The following is a 16,238-nucleotide window of genomic DNA, read 5'->3' as shown; positions in this document are numbered from 1 at the left end:
CAGTCGTCGCTGCCGGCGGCGGCGCCGCGCGCCAGGGCAGGGTCCTGCAGCCGCAGCGCCAGCTCGCGGATCTCGTGCTGGATCTCGTCGAGCTGCACCTCCAGCGCCTCCAGCCGCGGCTTAACGCCGAACACGCTGAAGGGCATCAGCAGGAAGGCGGCGGCGCAGAGCAGGCCCAGCGCCAGCAGCAGCAGCCCCGTCCATTCCGGGAAGCCGGGCAGGGACAGCGCCGTGATCAGGGTACGCATCTCCTCCATGGGGTCAGCCGCCCGTCACGCTCATGTGGCGCCCGACCGCCGGGCGGTTCTGCCGGCGATCGATGACGAAATCATGCCCCTTCGGCTTGCGGGCGATGGCGGCCTCGATGGCCTCGCGCAGCCCGGCCTCGTCCACCGCCGGGTCGCGCAGCACGGCGCGCAAATCGGCCGCGTCCTCCTGGCCCAGGCACATGTAGAGCGTGCCGGTGCAGGTGAGGCGCACGCGGTTGCAGCTCTCGCAGAAATTGTGCGTCATCGGCGTGATGAAGCCGAGGCGCTGGCCGGTCTCGCGGATCGTCATGTAGCGGGCGGGGCCGCCGGTGGCGTAATCGGTCTCCTCCAGCGTCCAGGTCTCGCGCAGGCGGCGGCGGACCACAGAGAGGGGCAGGTACTGGTCCGTCCGGTCCTCGTTGATCTCGCCGAGCGGCATGGTCTCGATCAAGGTGAGGTCGAAGCCGTGCTCGCCGCACCAGGCGATCATGCGGTCGAACTCGTCCTCGTTGACGCCCTTCATGGCGACCGCGTTGATCTTGACGGCGAGGCCGGCGGCCTTGGCGGCGAAGATGCCGTCCAGCGTCTTCTCGATCTCGCCCCAGCGGGTCAGCGCCTTGAAGCGGCCCGGGTCGAGCGAGTCGAGTGAGACGTTGATGCGCCGGACGCCGGCGGCATACAGCCCCTCGGCGTGCTTGGTGAGCTGGGTGCCGTTGGTGGTGAGGGTCAGCTCCTTCAAACCCCGCGGCCCGATGCGCTCGCCGAGGGAGCGCACCAGCCGCATCACGTCGCGCCGCACCAGCGGCTCGCCGCCGGTCAGGCGGATGCGCTCGACGCCGAGGCCGATGAAGGCGCCGCACAGGCGGTCCAGCTCCTCCAGCGAGAGGATCTGGGCCTTGGGGAGGAAGGTCATGTCCTCCGCCATGCAGTAGACGCAGCGCAGGTCGCACCGGTCGGTGACGGAAACGCGCAGGTAGCTGATCCGCCGTCCGAACGGATCGATCATGCGGGCAACTCCCTTGCTCGGCGGTGAACGGTGCCATGCCCATTTGGGCCGGCGCCCCCCACCGGTGCAAGCCCCTGCCGTGGCTGCTTCAGCCGAGCAGGGCGAATCCGCCGGCCCCCATCAGCGCCAGCAGCGCCAGCCGCCGGTACCAGGCCACCGGCAGGACATGGAACATCCGGGCGCCGACCGGCACGGCCAGCAGCAGCACCGGCAGCATCAGCCCCGTCATGATCAGCACCGGCAGGCCGACCAGCCCGCCCCAGAGCGGCGGGATGACGGCGACGATGCCGATCAGGCCGAAATAGAGGATGAGGTTGGCGCGGTGCTGGGCCACCGCCTCGGGCCCCGAGAGCAGGTAGAGGATGACCGGCGGGCCGGACATGCCGGTGGCGCCCTTCATCAGCCCCGAGACGGTGCCGATGGCGAGGTTCAGCCCCAGCGGCCGCCGCCCGTGGTAGCGCCAGGGGGACATCAGCAGCAGGCCGAACACCAGCACCAGCAGCCCGATGGCGCGGCGCAGCGTGGCGCCATCGGCCACGAACAGGATGTAGGCGCCGAAGGGCGTGGCCAGGACGGCGGCGCCGCCGAGCGAGAAGATGACGCGCCGGTTGGCCAGGGCGATGGCCTTGGGCAGCAGGTAGGCGGAGACGAACAGCTCCATCAGCAGCATCACCGGCACGCCGACCTTCGGCCCCCACAGGGTGGAATAGACCGGCGCCAGCAGGATGGCGGTGCCGAAGCCGGAATAGCCGCGCATCAGCCCGGCGATGAGGGTGGCCAGCACCGCCACCCCCACCTCCCACGCGCCGAGCAGGCCGGCCGCCTGCTGCCAGGCGCCGCTCACGGTGCCTCGTCCACGGGCTCCAGCGCCACCTGCGCGGCGTTGATCAGCAGCTTCCCGGCATGCTCGAAATTCACCGTCACGCGGTCGCCGACGACGGACTGGACCTGGCCGATGCCCCAGTCGGGGCGGTCGGGGTGGCGGACATGCATGCCCGGCTCGAGCGGATTGAACATGACGCCAGGGTGGCCGCCGGAAGGCTTACGGGCTAGGCTGCCATGCAATCACGGATTCGTGAACGGGCCGGAGAATGGCGATGGAAGGCGGAACGAGCCTGGCGCAGGATCTCTGCGCCCGGCTGTGCCACGACATGGTGGGGCCGCTCGGCACCGTCGGCGCGGCGCTGGACCTCCTGGGCGAGGAGCCGGAGGCGCCGGCCCTGGCGCAGGATGCGGCGGCGGAGCTGCGGCGGCGGCTGAAGTTCTGGCGCGCCGCCTGCGGCGCCGGCACCGGGCCGCTGGCGGTGTCCGGGCTGACGGCGCTGCTGGAGGGCATGCTGGCGGGCGGGCGGGCGCGGCTGGTGGCGGAGGCGATGCCGGCCGAGCGCGTGCTGGCCGCCCCAGTGGCGCCGCTGCTGCTGTTCGGCGCGGTGCTGGTGGGCGAGGCGCTGCCGCGCGGCGGCACGGTGACGCTGGCCGCGCAGGGCGAGGGCTTCGTGCTGCGGCCGGAGGGTGCCATGCGCGCCTGGCCCGCGGCGCTGCCGGCCCTGCTGCGTGGCGAGGCGGTGGAGGGGGCCCGCGCCGCCCCCGCGCTGCTGCTGCTGCGCCTGGCCGCTGCCGCCGGCTGGCGGGTGGCGCTGGCGCCCGAGTCGGAGCCGGACGCCCTGCGAATCGCCCCCGGAGGCTGAAGGCACCACATTTACCTTTCCTTCGCCATCCGGCCCCCAGGCTGAGCCGAACCCAGCCTGTCGGGGACCGTGATGGACGATCTTCTCGCCGACTTTCTGACTGAAACGAATGAAGGGCTGGCCGCGCTCGATGTCGCGCTGCTGAAGCTCGAGAAGGCCCCGGACGACCGGCAGACGCTGTCGGAGATCTTCCGCAACGTCCACACGATCAAGGGCACCTGCGGCTTTCTCGGCCTCTCGCGGCTGGAGAAGGTGGCGCATGCCGCCGAGAACGTGCTGGGCAAGTACCGCGAAGGCTCGCTCAAGGTGACGCCGGCCGGCATCACCCTGATCCTCTCGGCGCTGGACTGCCTCAAGGGCATCGTCTCCGGCCTGGAGAACACCGGCAGCGAGCCGGTGGGCGACGACACCGCGCTGATTGCCTCGCTCGACGCGGCCTGGCGTGGCGAGATGCCGGCGGCGGCCGAGCTGGAGATGCCCAGCTTCGGCGACGAGAAGCCAGCCGAGGCGCCGCCCGCCCCCGAGGCGGTGGCCGAGCCGGTTGCCGCGCCGCCGCCAGCGGTGGCCGCTCCGCCGCCCGCGCCGCCCAGCATCAGCCGGGGCGGCGAGCATGACGGGGAGGGCGGCGGCGGCGGAGGCGCCGGCCGAGGCGGTGGCCCGATCACGCCGACGCAGACCATCCGCGTCTCGGTCGACGTGCTGGAAGACCTGATGACGCTGGTCAGCGAGCTGGTGCTGACCCGCAACCAGCTCCTCCAGCTCGTCCGCGCCCGCAGCGACGCGGCGCTCACCGTGCCGCTGCAGCGCCTCTCCCACATCACCTCCGAATTGCAGGAGGGGGTGATGAAGACCCGCATGCAGCCGATCGGCAATGCCTGGCAGAAGCTGCCGCGCATCGTCCGCGACCTGGCCAACGAGCTGGGCAAGAAGATCGAGCTGGTGATGAAGGGCGCCGAGACGGAGCTCGACCGCCAGGTGCTCGAGCTGATCAAGGACCCGCTGACGCACATGGTGCGCAACAGCGGCGACCATGGCCTCGAGAACCCCGAGCAGCGCCGCGCCGCCGGCAAGCCGGAGGTGGGGCGCATCCTGCTCAACGCCTATCACGAGGGCGGCCACATCATCATCGAGATCGGCGATGACGGGCGCGGCCTGGCGGTGGACAAGATCAAGGCCAAGGTGGTGGGCCAGGGCCTGGCCACCGAGGCCGAGGTCGCCAGCATGAGCGAGCGGGAGATCCAGCACTTCATCTTCCGCGCCGGCTTCTCCACCGCCGCCGCCATCACCTCCGTCTCCGGCCGCGGCGTCGGCATGGATGTGGTGAAGACCAATGTCGAGAAGATCGGCGGCACGATCGACCTGCGCTCGACCGAGGGCAAGGGCACGACCTTCTTCATCAAGATCCCGCTGACGCTGGCGATCGTCTCGGCGCTGATCGTCGAGGCGGGGGGCGAGCGCTTCGCCATCCCGCAGATCGGCGTGGTGGAGCTGGTGCGCGCGGGCGGCAGCGCCGAGGGCGCGCAGATCGAGCGCATCCACGACACGCCGGTGATGCGGCTGCGCGACCGGCTGCTGCCGCTGGTCTCGCTCTCCCGCCTGCTGCAGCTGGAACACGCGGCGGATGAGGGGCGGCGGGATGCGGGCTTCGTCGTCGTCACCCAGGTCGGCGCCAACGTGTTCGGCATCATCGTCGACAAGGTGTTCGACACCGAGGAGATCGTGGTCAAGCCGGTGGCGCCGATCCTGCGCCACGTCACGATGTTCAGCGGCAACACCATCCTGGGCGATGGCAGCGTCATCATGATCCTGGACCCGAACGGCATCGCCCGCGCCACCGGCGTCGGCGCCGACGGGCCGAGCGAGGACGCCTCGCGCGGGCCGGAGGGGATGCGCGGCCACCGCTCCAGCGAGCGGACGGCGCTGCTGCTGTTCCGCGCCGGGGACGACACGCCGAAGGCGGTGCCGCTCGGCCTCGTGGCGCGGCTGGAGGACCTGCCGGGCGAGAGCATCGAGCATTCGGGCGGCAAGACGCTGGTGCAGTACCGCGGCAAGCTGATGCCGCTGGTGGCCATGTCCGGCGGCTGGATGCCGCCCGAGCCGGGCAAGCGCCAGGCGGTGCTGGTGTTCAACGACCGCGACCGCGCCATGGGCCTGATGGTCGACACCATCCTCGACGTGGTGGAGGAACACCTGCTGATCGAGGGCGCCAGCGAGCAGCCGGGCTTCCTCGGCAGCGCCGTGATCTGCGGCAAGGTGACGGATGTGATCGACTGCGCCTGGTGGCTGCACCAGGCGGGGGACGACTGGTTCCGCGGCACCGCGCCGGCCGCCGCGCGCAAGCGTGTGCTGCTGGTGGAGGACAGCGCCTTCTTCCGCCACCTGCTGGTGCCCGGCCTGACCGCCGCCGGCTACGACGTGACGGCGGTGGACACCGGCCTGCAGGCGCTGCAGCTGCGCGAGCAGGGGGCGCCCTTCGACATCATCGTCTCCGACATCGAGATGCCGGACCTGGACGGCATCGGCCTGGCGCGGGCGGTGCGGGAATCCGGCACATGGCAGTCCCTGCCGATGATCGCGCTCAGCGGGCGGGTCGAGGCCGAGCAGGTGCGGCGCGCGCGCGAGGCGGGCTTCAACGAATATGTGGGCAAATCGGAGCGTGAGGCGCTTTTGGCCGCATTGAGCGAATGCCTCGCCACGCCGGTCATCAGCTGAGGAGCGGAAGGTCATGCAGACGCAAATGCCCCCGAGCACGCAACGCGCCGTTGCCGCGGTGACAGAGAGCGCCGCCGCGATGTTCCTGACCCTGACGGTGGCGGGGCAGCTCTGCGGAGTGCCGGTGCTGGCGGTGCGGGACATCCTGGCGGCTCAGGCCATCACGCGGGTGCCGCTGGCGCCGCGCGAGGTGGCCGGCAGCCTGAACCTGCGCGGCCGCATCGTGACCGCGATCGACCTGCGCCGGCGGCTGGGCCTGCCGCCGCGCGAGGCGGGGGCGCCGCCGCCGATGAGCGTGGTGGTGGAGCAGAGCGGCGAGCTCTACAGCCTGCTCTCGGATTCGGTGGGCGAGGTTCTGGCGCTGCCCGAGGAGGGGTTCGCTGCCAATCCGCCGACGCTCGACCCGCTCTGGCGGGATGTGTCGCGCGGGGTCCACAAGGAGGATGAGCGCCTGCTCATCGTCCTCGATGTGGACCGCATCCTGGCGATCGGCTGAAAGGGAGACGATCAATGAACGAGGCCGTGAACTGCCTGGTGGTGGATGACAGCCGCGTGGTCCGCAAGGCCGCACGCCGCATCCTGGAGCGCCATGGCTTCCAGGTGCGCGAGGCGGAGGACGGGCAGAAGGCGCTCGAGGCCTGCCGCGAGAGCCTGCCCCGGCTGGTGATGCTGGACTGGAACATGCCGGTGATGAACGGGCTGGAATTCCTCAAGGCCGCCCGCGCCGAGTTCGGCCCGGACGAGCCGGTGATCATGCTCTGCACCACCGAGAGCGAGTTCGACCGCATCGTCACCGCGCTGAGCGCGGGGGCGCAGGAATACATCATGAAGCCTTTCGACGACGAGATCGTGACGGGCAAGCTGGTGCAGCTGGGCTTCCTGCCGGAGGACGCCGAGCTGTGAGAAGCCTGCCGCCCAGCGGGGCGGCGGGCAACCGGAGGGTCCGGGTGATGCTGTGCGACGACAGCACGACCGTGCGCTCGGCCTATGCCCGCCTCCTTGAGGCCGACCCGGACCTGCAGCTCGTCGGCAGTGTCGGCAACGGGCAGCAGGCGATCGATGCCCTGATGGGCCTGCCGCGCGAGGCACGCCCGCATGTCATGCTGCTGGATCTGGAGATGCCGGTGATGGACGGCATGACGGCGCTGCCCCTGCTGCTGAAGACGCACCCCAACCTGGCGGTGATCGTCTCCAGCGCACAGAACGAGAGCGGCGCCGCGGCGGCCATGGCGGCGATGCGCGCCGGCGCGGCCGACTACGTGCCGAAGCCGAGCGCCGCCAATGGCGGCATGAACGATGCCAACTTCCGGGCCGACCTGGTGGCCAAGGTGAAGGGGTGGGCCCGCATGCGCGGGTTTGTCCCCGGGCCGGCTCAGCCGGCGCCGGGCGCCGCCGCCGCGCCGCCGCTGGTGGCACCACCGCCGGCCGCGCCGTCCGCGGCCCAGCCCACGGTGCCCCTGCCGGCGCCTTCCGTGTCGGCGCCTTTCGTGTCGGCGCCCTCCATGTCGGCGCCATCCATGCCGGCGGCCTCGGCGCCGCTTCCCGTGCCGCCCGCGCGGGCGGCCGCGCCGCAGCCTAGCCAGCCCCTGCCTGCGGCGCCGGCCCCGCCCGGCGCTTCGCTTCTCTCCGGCCCGGTGGTTCTGCGGCCGATGCCGGCGGTGGTGCCGAAGCCGCGGCTGCTGGCCATCGGCTCCTCCACCGGCGGGCCGCAGGCCCTGGCGGCCTTCGTGCGGCGGCTCAGCACGCCCCTGCCGGTGCCGGTGGTGGTGGTGCAGCACATGCCGGCGGGGTTCACCGCCATGCTGGCCGACCATCTCGGCCGGCTGGGCGGCCCGCCGGCGGCGGAGGCGAAGGATGGCGAGGCGCTGCGCCCCGGCCGCCTCTATGTGGCGCCCGGCGACCGCCACCTGGTGCTGGAGGGCGGCGGCGGCGGCCTGGTGGCGCGGCTGAACACGGACCCGCCGGAGAATTTCTGCCGCCCCGCCGTGGACCCGATGCTGCGCAGCGCCGTCGCGGCCTGCGAGGGGCGGGTGCTGGCGGTGATACTCACCGGCATGGGCCAGGACGGCATGCTGGGCTGCAAGGCGGTGGCGGCCGCCGGAGGGCTGGTCCTGGCGCAGGACGAGGCCTCCAGCGTGGTCTGGGGCATGCCCGGCGCGGTGGCGAAGGCCGGGCTGGCGCAGTTCCTCGCCCCGCCCGAGCAACTGGCCGACAAGGCCTTGGCGCATATTGGAAAGGCGGGCCACGGCCCGGCCGGAGGAATGGCATGAACACGGAAAGCTTCGCCGCGATCGCGGGGCTGGTGAAGACACGGTCCGGGATCGTGCTGACACCGGACAAGGCCTATATGCTGGAGACCCGCCTGGCGCCGATCCTGAAGCAGGAGAACCTCGCCTCCCTGGATGCGCTGGCGATGCGCCTGCGCGATCCGCGGGCGGAGATCCTGGCGCGCGCCGTGACCGAGGCGCTGACGACGAACGAAAGCAGCTTCTTCCGCGACGGCAAGCCTTTCGACCATCTGCGGCGGCTGCTGCCGAAGCTGCGCGCGGCGCGGCCGGCCACGCACAAGATCCGCATCTGGTCGGCGGCCTGCTCGACGGGGCAGGAGGCCTATTCGGTGGCCATCATCCTGCGCGATCTGGGGATCCAGAACGCCGAGATCTATGGCAGCGACCTGTCGCGCGAGGTGGTGGAGCGGGCGCGGGAGGGCAGCTTCACCCAGTTCGAGGTGCAGCGCGGCCTGCCGGTGCAGATGCTGGTGAAGTACTTCAAGCAGGAGGGCAGCAAGTGGCGCGTCGCGCCCGAGCTGCGCGCCATGACCCGCTTCGAGGAGCGCAACCTGCTGGCGGACCACCGGCCCCTGGGGCGCTTCGACGTGATCTTCTGCCGCAACGTGCTGATCTATTTCGACCCGCCCACCAAGGGGAAGGTGATGAACGCGCTGGCCGCCCAGCTGGCGCCGGATGGCGTGCTCTATCTCGGTGGCGCGGAGACGGTGCTGGGCCTGACGGACCGGCTGGTGGCGGTGACTGGCGAGCGGGGTGTCTACGCGCTGGCCGGAGCGGTCAGTGCCGCGAGCTGACAGGCCGGGCCGGGGGCTGTGCCCCCGGCCCCCTGGGGCCATGCCTCAAGCCGGCACCGCGGAGCGCGGCTGGGCGGTGGCCTGGGCCGCGGCGGCTGGCTGCGGCAACTCCGGCATCGGGAAGCGGGCGCCCATGCCGAGCGGGTCGCGCAGCACATAGCCACGGCCCCAGACGGTGCCGATCAGCTCGCCCGCGCCGGCCTGCGCCAGCTTCTTGCGCAGCTTGCAGATGAAGACGTCGATGATCTTCGCCTCCGGCTCGTCGATGCCGCCATAGAGATGGTTCAGGAACACCTCCTTGGTGAGCACCAGGCCCTTGCGCAGGGTCAGCAGCTCCAGGATGGCGTATTCCTTGCCCGTCAGGTGCACCTCGCGGTCGTTCACGCGCACCTCGCGGGAGCCGAGGTTCAGCGTCAGCGGCCCGATGGAGAGGGTGGGCTGGCTGAAGCCCTTGGCGCGGCGGATGATGGCCTGGATGCGCGCCATCAGCTCCTGCTGGTCGAAGGGCTTGGTGATGAAGTCGTCGGCGCCCATGCCGAAGGCCTTCACCTTGGCCTGGGGGCGGGACAGGCCGGAGAGGATCAGCACCGGCGTCTCCACCCGGTTGCCGCGCAGCCGGCGGACCACCTCGTAGCCCTCCATGTCCGGCAGCATGATGTCCAGGATCACGATGTCATAGTCGTAGAGGGAGGCCAGTTCGAGCGCTTCCTCGCCGGTGCCGGCGATGTCCGCGATCATGGAGGAGGCCTTCAGCATCATGGCGATGCCGCGGGCGGTGGTCAGATCGTCCTCAACCAGAAGCACACGCATCGTTTGGTTCTCCACAATCTATGCGTGCATTCTTACCATTTCCGCCAGGCTGAGGAAGAGGTTTTTCATCTTTGAGACGTATCAAGAACAAGAATGAGATTAAAAAATAGAGAACCCGGCGACGCGGCTTGCGCCTCCGGCATGGAATTTTTCATTAAGATGCTGATTTATATCGGGTTAAGCGAAGAGGCGGACTGCCGCCCCTCCATCCGGCCAATCTCAACCCCCGCGTGGGTTCGGCCTAGCCCTGCCCCAGCGCCCACCGGATCAGCAGCGCCACGGTGCTCAGCGCCGCGACGCCTGCAACCCAGAGTAGCACGAACCAGCCGAGGCGGCGCAGCAGGGGGGGCATCAGTGGTAGCCCGCCCCCACGCGCACCTTGCCGCGGAACAGCCAGTACACATAGGCGGTGTAGGCCAGGATGATGGGGATCAGCACCGAGGCGCCCACCAGCAGGAACATCTGCGAGGCCGGCGAGGCCGCCGCGTCCCAGATGCTGACTGAGGGCGGCACGATGTTCGGCCAGAGGCTGATGCCGAGCCCGGTGTAGGAGAGGAAGAACCAGCCCAGCACGTAGAGGAAGGGGGCGCCGTCCCGCCAGCGGAAGCCGCGCCCCGTGGGGTCGTGCGGGGCCTCGGCCTCGCGCGCCTCGGTGGCGGGGATGGCGCGGAAGAAGCGCCAGGCGAACACCGCCACCAGGATCGGCACGGGGGCGGCGTAGAGCATCCAGGGCAGGGTCAGCCAGCGCTCGCGGAAATAGGGCTGCAGGAAGGGCATGATCAGGCTGATGAGGAGGATGCAGCCCAGGGTGCCGATGCCGAGCCGCCGCGCATGGTGGCGCGCCTTGCTGGCGATATCCCCTTCCGTGCGCCAGATCAGCCAGCAGGCGCCGAGCAGCCCGTAGCCCACCAGCAGGGCGAAGCCGGTGAGCAGCGAGAAGGGGGTCAGCCAGTCCCACCAGCCGCCGGCATAGGCGCGGTCCCGCACCTCGATGCCCTGCACCAGCGCGCCGAGGGCGATGCCCTGGCAGAAGCCGGCCACGTAGCTGCCCCAGCAGAAGGCGCGGTCCCACCAGAGCTGGGCGCGGGCATTGTGCGCCTTGAACCGCATCTCGAAGGAGACGCCGCGGAAGATCAGCGCCAGCAGCATCAGGATCAGCGGCATGTAGAGGGCGGGGAAGATGGTGGCATAGGCCAGCGGGAACACGGCGTAGAGCCCGGCGCCCCCCAGCACCAGCCAGGTCTCGTTGCCGTCCCACATCGGCGCCACCGAGTTCACCATCACGTCGCGCTCGTCCTTTTCCGTGAACCAGGGGAAGAGGATGCCGAGGCCGAGGTCGAAGCCGTCCATCACCACGTAGAGGAACACGGCGGTGGCGATCAGGACGGCCCAGATCAGGGGCAGGTGCTGTTCCATCGGGCGTCCCTCCTCAATGCCGCTTCGGCGAGTCGCCGAGGGCGCTGCCATGCGGGCCGGCGTGGTGCATGGCCGGCCCCGGGGTGATGCCGCTGGTGCGGATCGGCTGTGTCTCCTCCGGGCCTTCCTCGGCCACGTGCGGCGGCTGGCCGAACAGCCGGAACAGGAACCAGACGCCCGCCCCGAAGACGATGAAATACACCACGATGAAGGCCAGGAGTGACGCGCCCACCGCCGGCGCCGCCAGCGGCGAGACGCTGTCGGCGGTGCGCAGCAGGCCATAGACGGTGTAGGGCTGCCGCCCCGCCTCGGTGGTGATCCAGCCCGCCGTCACCGCCACCAGCCCCGCCGGGCCCATGACGAGGGCCGCGCGGAGGAACCAGCGCGTGTCGTAGAGGCGGCCGCGCCAGCGCAGGCCGAGGGAGAGCAGGCCGAGCGTCGCCATCGCCGTGCCCAGCCCCACCATCACGCGGAAGGCCCAGAACACCAGGGGCACGTTGGTCGGCCGCTCCTCCGGCGGCACGTCCTTCAGCCCGGGCGTCTCGCCATCCCATTCATGCGTCAGGATCAGCCCGGAGAGGCGCGGGATCTCCAGCAGCACATGCGTCTCCTCCGCCGCCATGTCCGGCTGGCCGAGCAGGATCAGCGGCGCGCCGCGCTGCCGCTCCCAGTGGCCCTCCATGGCGGCCACCTTCTGCGGCTGGTGCTCCAGCGTGTTCAGCCCGTGGAAGTCGCCCAGCACGATCTGCATCGGCGCCACGATGGCCGCCATCCACATCGCCATGGAGAACATGGTGCGGGTGCGCTCGTTGCGGCTGTCGCGCAGCAGGTGGAAGGCGGCGACGCCGCCGACGATGAAGGCCGTGGTCAGGTAGGCGCCGGTGACGGTGTGGGCGAAGCGGAAGGGGAAGGAGGGGTTGAAGACGATCGCCCACCAATCCTCCGGCATGAAGCGGCCATCGGGCAGGATGCTGTGGCCGGCGGGCGTGTGCATCCAGCTGTTGGCCGAGAGGATCCAGAAGGCCGAGATCAGCGTGCCGATGGCGACGAGGCAGGTGGCGGCGAAGTGCAGCTTCTTGCCCACCCGCTCCAGCCCGAACAGCATGATGCCGAGGAAGCCCGCCTCCAGGAAGAAGGCGGTCAGCACCTCGTAGCCCATCACCGGCCCCAGCACGTTGCCGGTGCGGTCGGCGAAGACCGACCAGTTGGTGCCGATCTGGTAGGACATCACCACGCCCGACACCACGCCCATGGCGAAGGCGATGGCGAAGACCTTCAGCCAGTAGCGGAACACGTCCAGGTAGACGGCGCGCCCCGTGGAGAGCCACAGCGCCTCCAGCACCGCCAGGAAGCTGGCCAGGCCGATGGTGAAGGCCGGGAACAGGAAATGGAAGGTGATGGTGAAGGCGAACTGGAAGCGCGCCAGGTCCAGCGCGCTGGGCAGCCAATCCAACGCCATGCGGGGTTCTCCGTGCTGTTGCGGGCCTTCGCCTGGCCACGGTCCTGGTCGCGACGCAGTTTGCCCCTGCGGAGGGCCGGGAGCTAGGTAACGTCGATCACAGCCTCGCGTTCCCACATGCGCGGGGCGGAACGAAGGAGACGCGCCACCATGCACGCCACCCCCCTGATGAGCCTGCCCCGCACCCCCTCCCTGCGGCTGGACGGGCGCCGCGCCCTGGTCACCGGCGCCGGGCGCGGCATGGGCCTGGCCGCCGCCGCCGCCCTGGCCGAGGCCGGGGCGCATGTGGCGCTGGTGGCGCGCAGCGGCGACGAGATCGGCGCCGCGGCCGAGGCCATCCGCGCCGCCGGTGGCAGCGCCGAGGCGCTGGCGCTCGACGTCGCCCGTCCCGAGGCCCTGCAGGCCGTGCTGGCCGAGCGGGACGCCTTTGACATCCTGGTGAACAACGCCGGCACCAACCGCCCCGCCCCCTTCCTGGAGGTGACGCCGGAGGATTTCGACGCGGTGATGGCGCTGAACCTGCGCGCCGCCTTCTTCGTCGCCCAGGCGGTGGCGAAGCGTCTGGTGGCGGCCGGCAAGCCCGGCTCCATCATCCAGCTCTCCTCGCAGATGGGCCATGTCGGCGGGCCGCGCCGCAGCGTCTACTGCGCCAGCAAGCACGCCATGGAGGGCATGACCAAGGCCATGGCCATCGAGCTCGGTCCGCACCGCATCCGCGTCAACACCCTCTGCCCCACCTTCATCGAGACGCCGCTGACCCGGCCCTTCTTCGAGGAGGCCAGCTTCCGCGACTGGGTGCTCTCCAAGATCAAGCTCGGCCGCGTCGGCCAGGTGGAGGATCTGATGGGCGCCGTGCTGTTCCTCGCCTCCGACGCCTCCGCCATGATGACCGGCAGCGCCCTGATGGTCGATGGCGGCTGGACCGCCGAATGATCCTGTTCGCTGCCGGTCAGGGTGGGGAAGGGAGGGCGGCACTCCGGCCGGCGGAGAGGTTGAGGGCGGGCTGACGGAGGGTGTTGCATCCGGATGCATGGCCGCGCTTGCATCCGGATGCAAACGTCGCCACTCTTCCGGGCAGCCGAAGGAGGACCGCCATGATCCGCTACCTGAAGAAGGGCGCCGAAGCCGCCGAGACCGCCGAGTACGACCGCAAGGTTCGGCAGACCGTCGAGGGCATCCTCGCCGATGTCGAGGCCCGCGGCGACGCGGCGGTGCGCGAGCTCTCGGAGAAATTCGACAAGTGGTCGCCGGAGAGCTTCCGCCTCTCCCAGGAGCAGATCCAGGCGCTGATCGACAGCCTGCCGGCGCAGGTGATCGAGGACATCAAGTTCGCCCAGGCGCAGATCCGCCGCTTCGCCGAGGTGCAGCGCGCCTCGATGCAGGATGTCGAGGTCGAGACCCTGCCGGGCGTGACGCTGGGCCACAAGCACATCCCCGTCGAGAGCGTCGGCTGCTACATCCCCGGCGGCCGCTACCCGATGGTGGCTTCCGCCCACATGTCGGTGCTGACGGCCAAGGTGGCCGGCGTGCCGCGCGTCATCGCCTGCACGCCGCCGCTGAACGGCCAGCCGCCGGCCGCCACCGTCGCCGCCATGGCGATGGCCGGCGCCGACGAGATCTACCTGCTGGGCGGCATCCAGGCCGTCGCGGCGATGGGGATCGGCACCGAGACGATCAAGCCGGTGGACATGCTGGTCGGGCCCGGCAACGCCTTCGTGGCGGAGGCCAAGCGCCAGCTCTACGGCCGCGTCGGCATCGACCTGTTCGCCGGCCCCACCGAGACGCTGATCATCGCCGACGACACGGCCGATGTGGAGATCTGCGCCACCGACCTGCTGGGCCAGGCCGAACACGGCCCGACCTCCCCCGCCGTGCTGCTCACCACCTCGAAGAAGATCGCCGAGGGCATCGAGGCCGAGGTGCAGCGCCAGCTCGCCGTGCTGCCCACGGCCGACATCGCCAGCGTGGCCTGGCGCGACCACGGCCAGGTCATCCTCTGCGACACGGATGAGGAGATGCTGCAGGTGGCGGATGACATCGCCTCCGAGCATGTGCAGGTGATGACCGCCAACCCGCGCTGGTTCCGCGACAACATGCGCAACTACGGCGCGCTGTTCCTGGGCAAGGAGACCAATGTCGCCTATGGGGACAAGGTGATCGGCACCAACCATACCCTGCCCACCAAGAAGGCGGCGCGCTACACGGGCGGCCTCTGGGTCGGCAAGTTCATCAAGACCTGCACCTGGCAGGAGGTGAAGCCGGAGGCCTCCGCCATGGTCGGCGAATACTGCTCGCGGCTCTGCGCCATCGAGAACTTCGCCGGCCACAAGGAGCAGGCGGATCTCCGCGTGCGGCGCTATGGCGGCAAGAACGCCGCCTGACGAGCCCGGCGGGGAGGCCTCCCCGCCACGCCCCGCCGCGCCCAGGACGGGCGTGGTGACGGGCGTGGTGACGGGCGCGGTGACGGCGCGGGACCTCGCGCGGCAGCTTGGCGTGTCGCAATCCATGGTCTCGCGCGCCTTCAGCCCCGGCGCCTCCATCGCGCCGGAGATGCGCGCCCGCGTCCTGGCGGCGGCCGAGGCGCTGGGCTACCGGCCCAACATCATCGCCGCCTCGCTCTCCCGCCGGCGCAGCAGCATCGTCGGCCTCGTCATGGGCGAGCTGGCCAACCCCTTCTACCCGGTGGTGCTGGAGCAGCTCTCCCAGGCGCTGCAGGCGGCGGGCTTCCAGACGCTGCTGTTCACCGTGCCGCCGGGGCAGGAGGCCGATGCCGCCCTGCCCATGCTGCGGCAGTACCATGTGGACGCGGTGGTGGTGACCTCGGCCAGCCTCTCCTCGGCCGGCGCCGCGCACTGGCTGGGCGATGGCCGCGCCGCCGTGCTGTTCAACCGCGCCGCCGCCGGCGACACGCCGCTCGACAGCATCGCCTGCGACAATGTGGCGGGCGGACGCATGGCGGCCGAGGCGCTGCTGCGGCGCGGCCGGCGCCGCCCCGCCTTCGTCGCCGGCCGCGCCGACACCTCCACCAGCCGCGAGCGCGAGGAAGGCTTCTTCGCCGCCTTCGCCGAGCGCGGCCTGCCGCCGCCGCTGCGCGTGGAAGCCGGCGGCTACAGCTATGGCGCCGGCCACCGCGCCGCGCTGGGGCTGGGCGAGGCGGACGGGCTGTTCTTCGCCAACGACATCCTGGCCCTGGGCGGGCTGGACGCGCTGCGCCACGTGCTCGGCCGGCGCGTGCCGCGCGATGTCTCCGTCATCGGCTTCGACGACATCCCGATGGCCGCCTGGCCGGCCTACGACCTCGCCACGCTGCGCCAGCCCGTGGCGGAGATGGTGGCGGCGACGGTGACGCTGCTGCGCGCCCGCCTCTCCGGCGCCGAGGGCGGCGCCGCCTACAGCGAGCGGCTGCCGGCCGTGCTGGTCGAGCGCGGCTCGCTCTGAGCCGGGCCGCCGCGCGAGAGGCGCAGCCCGCTCCATAAAGAAGCAAGCTTTTTGGCGCAGAGCAGTCCCCGGCCCTGCGCAGCTTGCAGGGCGGCACGAGTTCGGGGGCCGATGCATGCTGAACCGCCTTACCCTCCGCCCCATCCTCTACGGGGCCATCCTCCTGCTGGCGGCGCTGGCGCTGCTGCAGGCCGCCTCCGGCGCCTTCCAGGCCCTGCAGCAGCGGCAGACCGCGGATGCCGCGCTGGAGGCCAACGCCACCGCCGACCTGCTGCTGAGCGCGGCGGGCGCCTGGGCGGCGGAGCGGGGCGGCACGGCGATGGCGGTGGGCACCCAGGCGCCGGCCAGCGCCGAGTGGCAGGCGGCGCTGGAGGCGCTG

At 71.2% G+C, this 16,238-nt stretch carries 17 protein-coding genes and 1 pseudogene; 10 read left to right on the top strand and 8 right to left on the bottom strand.

Annotated elements, in window-relative coordinates; translation table 11 throughout:
- From ACFOY6_RS21780 to ACFOY6_RS21765, 4 genes and pseudogenes are all read right to left on the bottom strand, one after another.
- A pseudogene (locus ACFOY6_RS21780) lies at window positions 1-248 on the bottom strand (hypothetical protein); the annotation flags it as partial.
- Between the two features lie 13 nt (window positions 249-261).
- Window positions 262-1,254 (bottom strand): GTP 3',8-cyclase MoaA, encoded by a 993-nt coding sequence (moaA, locus tag ACFOY6_RS21775; protein ID WP_109516538.1) that lies wholly within the window; start codon window positions 1,252-1,254, stop codon window positions 262-264.
- An 88-nt stretch (window positions 1,255-1,342) separates the two neighbouring features.
- Window positions 1,343-2,098 (bottom strand): sulfite exporter TauE/SafE family protein, encoded by a 756-nt coding sequence (locus ACFOY6_RS21770; RefSeq protein ID WP_245906265.1) that lies wholly within the window; start codon window positions 2,096-2,098, stop codon window positions 1,343-1,345.
- Complete coding sequence (locus tag ACFOY6_RS21765) at window positions 2,095-2,271, bottom strand: DUF3553 domain-containing protein (protein WP_109516539.1); 177 nt, start codon at window positions 2,269-2,271, stop codon at window positions 2,095-2,097. The genes ACFOY6_RS21770 and ACFOY6_RS21765 overlap by 4 nt, the downstream gene beginning before the upstream one ends.
- Before the next feature lie 80 nt (window positions 2,272-2,351).
- On the opposite strand from ACFOY6_RS21765, the gene ACFOY6_RS21760 reads away from it, so the two are divergent.
- The 6 genes from ACFOY6_RS21760 to ACFOY6_RS21735 all read left to right on the top strand — a co-directional run bounded on the left by ACFOY6_RS21760 (window position 2,352) and on the right by ACFOY6_RS21735 (window position 8,736).
- Window positions 2,352-2,942 carry a histidine phosphotransferase family protein gene (locus ACFOY6_RS21760; protein ID WP_379652227.1) on the top strand — a complete coding sequence of 197 codons (591 nt, stop codon included), beginning with the start codon at window positions 2,352-2,354 and terminating at the stop codon, window positions 2,940-2,942.
- Between the two features lie 72 nt (window positions 2,943-3,014).
- The gene (locus ACFOY6_RS21755; protein WP_379652226.1) at window positions 3,015-5,654 is read left to right on the top strand and encodes a hybrid sensor histidine kinase/response regulator; all 2,640 of its coding nucleotides are present in this window, start codon (window positions 3,015-3,017) and stop codon (window positions 5,652-5,654) included.
- A 79-nt stretch (window positions 5,655-5,733) separates the two neighbouring features.
- Window positions 5,734-6,150: a chemotaxis protein CheW gene (locus ACFOY6_RS21750; protein ID WP_379635563.1), complete on the top strand. Its 417-nt coding sequence runs from the start codon at window positions 5,734-5,736 to the stop codon at window positions 6,148-6,150.
- A 14-nt stretch (window positions 6,151-6,164) separates the two neighbouring features.
- Window positions 6,165-6,557 (top strand): response regulator, encoded by a 393-nt coding sequence (locus tag ACFOY6_RS21745; protein WP_109516543.1) that lies wholly within the window; start codon window positions 6,165-6,167, stop codon window positions 6,555-6,557.
- 47 nt (window positions 6,558-6,604) lie between these two features.
- Window positions 6,605-7,924, top strand: coding sequence for a chemotaxis-specific protein-glutamate methyltransferase CheB (cheB, locus tag ACFOY6_RS21740; protein WP_379635561.1), 1,320 nt, complete (start codon window positions 6,605-6,607; stop codon window positions 7,922-7,924).
- On the top strand, window positions 7,921-8,736 hold the full coding sequence (locus ACFOY6_RS21735; protein ID WP_109516545.1) for a CheR family methyltransferase: 816 nt from the start codon (window positions 7,921-7,923) through the stop codon (window positions 8,734-8,736). Before cheB ends, ACFOY6_RS21735 begins: the two co-directional genes overlap by 4 nt.
- Before the next feature lie 45 nt (window positions 8,737-8,781).
- Here the strand turns inward: ACFOY6_RS21735 and ctrA are convergent, their stop codons facing one another.
- The 4 genes from ctrA to ACFOY6_RS21715 all read right to left on the bottom strand — a co-directional run bounded on the left by ctrA (window position 8,782) and on the right by ACFOY6_RS21715 (window position 12,421).
- The gene (gene ctrA, locus ACFOY6_RS21730) at window positions 8,782-9,546 is read right to left on the bottom strand and encodes a response regulator transcription factor CtrA (RefSeq protein ID WP_109516546.1); all 765 of its coding nucleotides are present in this window, start codon (window positions 9,544-9,546) and stop codon (window positions 8,782-8,784) included.
- A gap of 241 nt (window positions 9,547-9,787) precedes the next feature.
- Window positions 9,788-9,898 carry a DUF2474 family protein gene (locus tag ACFOY6_RS21725; RefSeq protein ID WP_146201858.1) on the bottom strand — a complete coding sequence of 37 codons (111 nt, stop codon included), beginning with the start codon at window positions 9,896-9,898 and terminating at the stop codon, window positions 9,788-9,790.
- Window positions 9,898-10,962, bottom strand: coding sequence for a cytochrome d ubiquinol oxidase subunit II (cydB, locus tag ACFOY6_RS21720; RefSeq protein ID WP_109516547.1), 1,065 nt, complete (start codon window positions 10,960-10,962; stop codon window positions 9,898-9,900). Before cydB ends, ACFOY6_RS21725 begins: the two co-directional genes overlap by 1 nt.
- 13 nt (window positions 10,963-10,975) lie before the next feature.
- Window positions 10,976-12,421 carry a cytochrome ubiquinol oxidase subunit I gene (locus tag ACFOY6_RS21715; RefSeq protein WP_109516548.1) on the bottom strand — a complete coding sequence of 482 codons (1,446 nt, stop codon included), beginning with the start codon at window positions 12,419-12,421 and terminating at the stop codon, window positions 10,976-10,978.
- 150 nt (window positions 12,422-12,571) lie between these two features.
- Between ACFOY6_RS21715 and ACFOY6_RS21710 the strand changes: the two genes are divergently transcribed.
- The 4 genes from ACFOY6_RS21710 to ACFOY6_RS21695 all read left to right on the top strand — a co-directional run.
- Window positions 12,572-13,354 carry an SDR family NAD(P)-dependent oxidoreductase gene (locus tag ACFOY6_RS21710; RefSeq protein WP_379652225.1) on the top strand — a complete coding sequence of 261 codons (783 nt, stop codon included), beginning with the start codon at window positions 12,572-12,574 and terminating at the stop codon, window positions 13,352-13,354.
- Window positions 13,355-13,515: 161 nt separating this feature from the next.
- Window positions 13,516-14,802, top strand: coding sequence for a histidinol dehydrogenase (gene hisD, locus ACFOY6_RS21705; RefSeq protein ID WP_379652224.1), 1,287 nt, complete (start codon window positions 13,516-13,518; stop codon window positions 14,800-14,802).
- A 55-nt stretch (window positions 14,803-14,857) separates the two neighbouring features.
- Entirely contained in the window at window positions 14,858-15,859 is a 1,002-nt protein-coding gene (locus ACFOY6_RS21700) for a LacI family DNA-binding transcriptional regulator (RefSeq protein ID WP_379635553.1), read from the top strand.
- A 115-nt stretch (window positions 15,860-15,974) separates the two neighbouring features.
- Window positions 15,975-16,238: hypothetical protein (locus tag ACFOY6_RS21695; protein WP_379652223.1), on the top strand; the 264-nt coding region annotated here is incomplete at its 3' end.

Origin of the sequence: Teichococcus aestuarii (genome assembly GCF_042651065.1) — a bacterium.
Classification (GTDB): domain Bacteria; phylum Pseudomonadota; class Alphaproteobacteria; order Acetobacterales; family Acetobacteraceae; genus Pseudoroseomonas; species Pseudoroseomonas aestuarii.
This window is presented reverse-complemented; position numbering and strand designations above follow the sequence as displayed.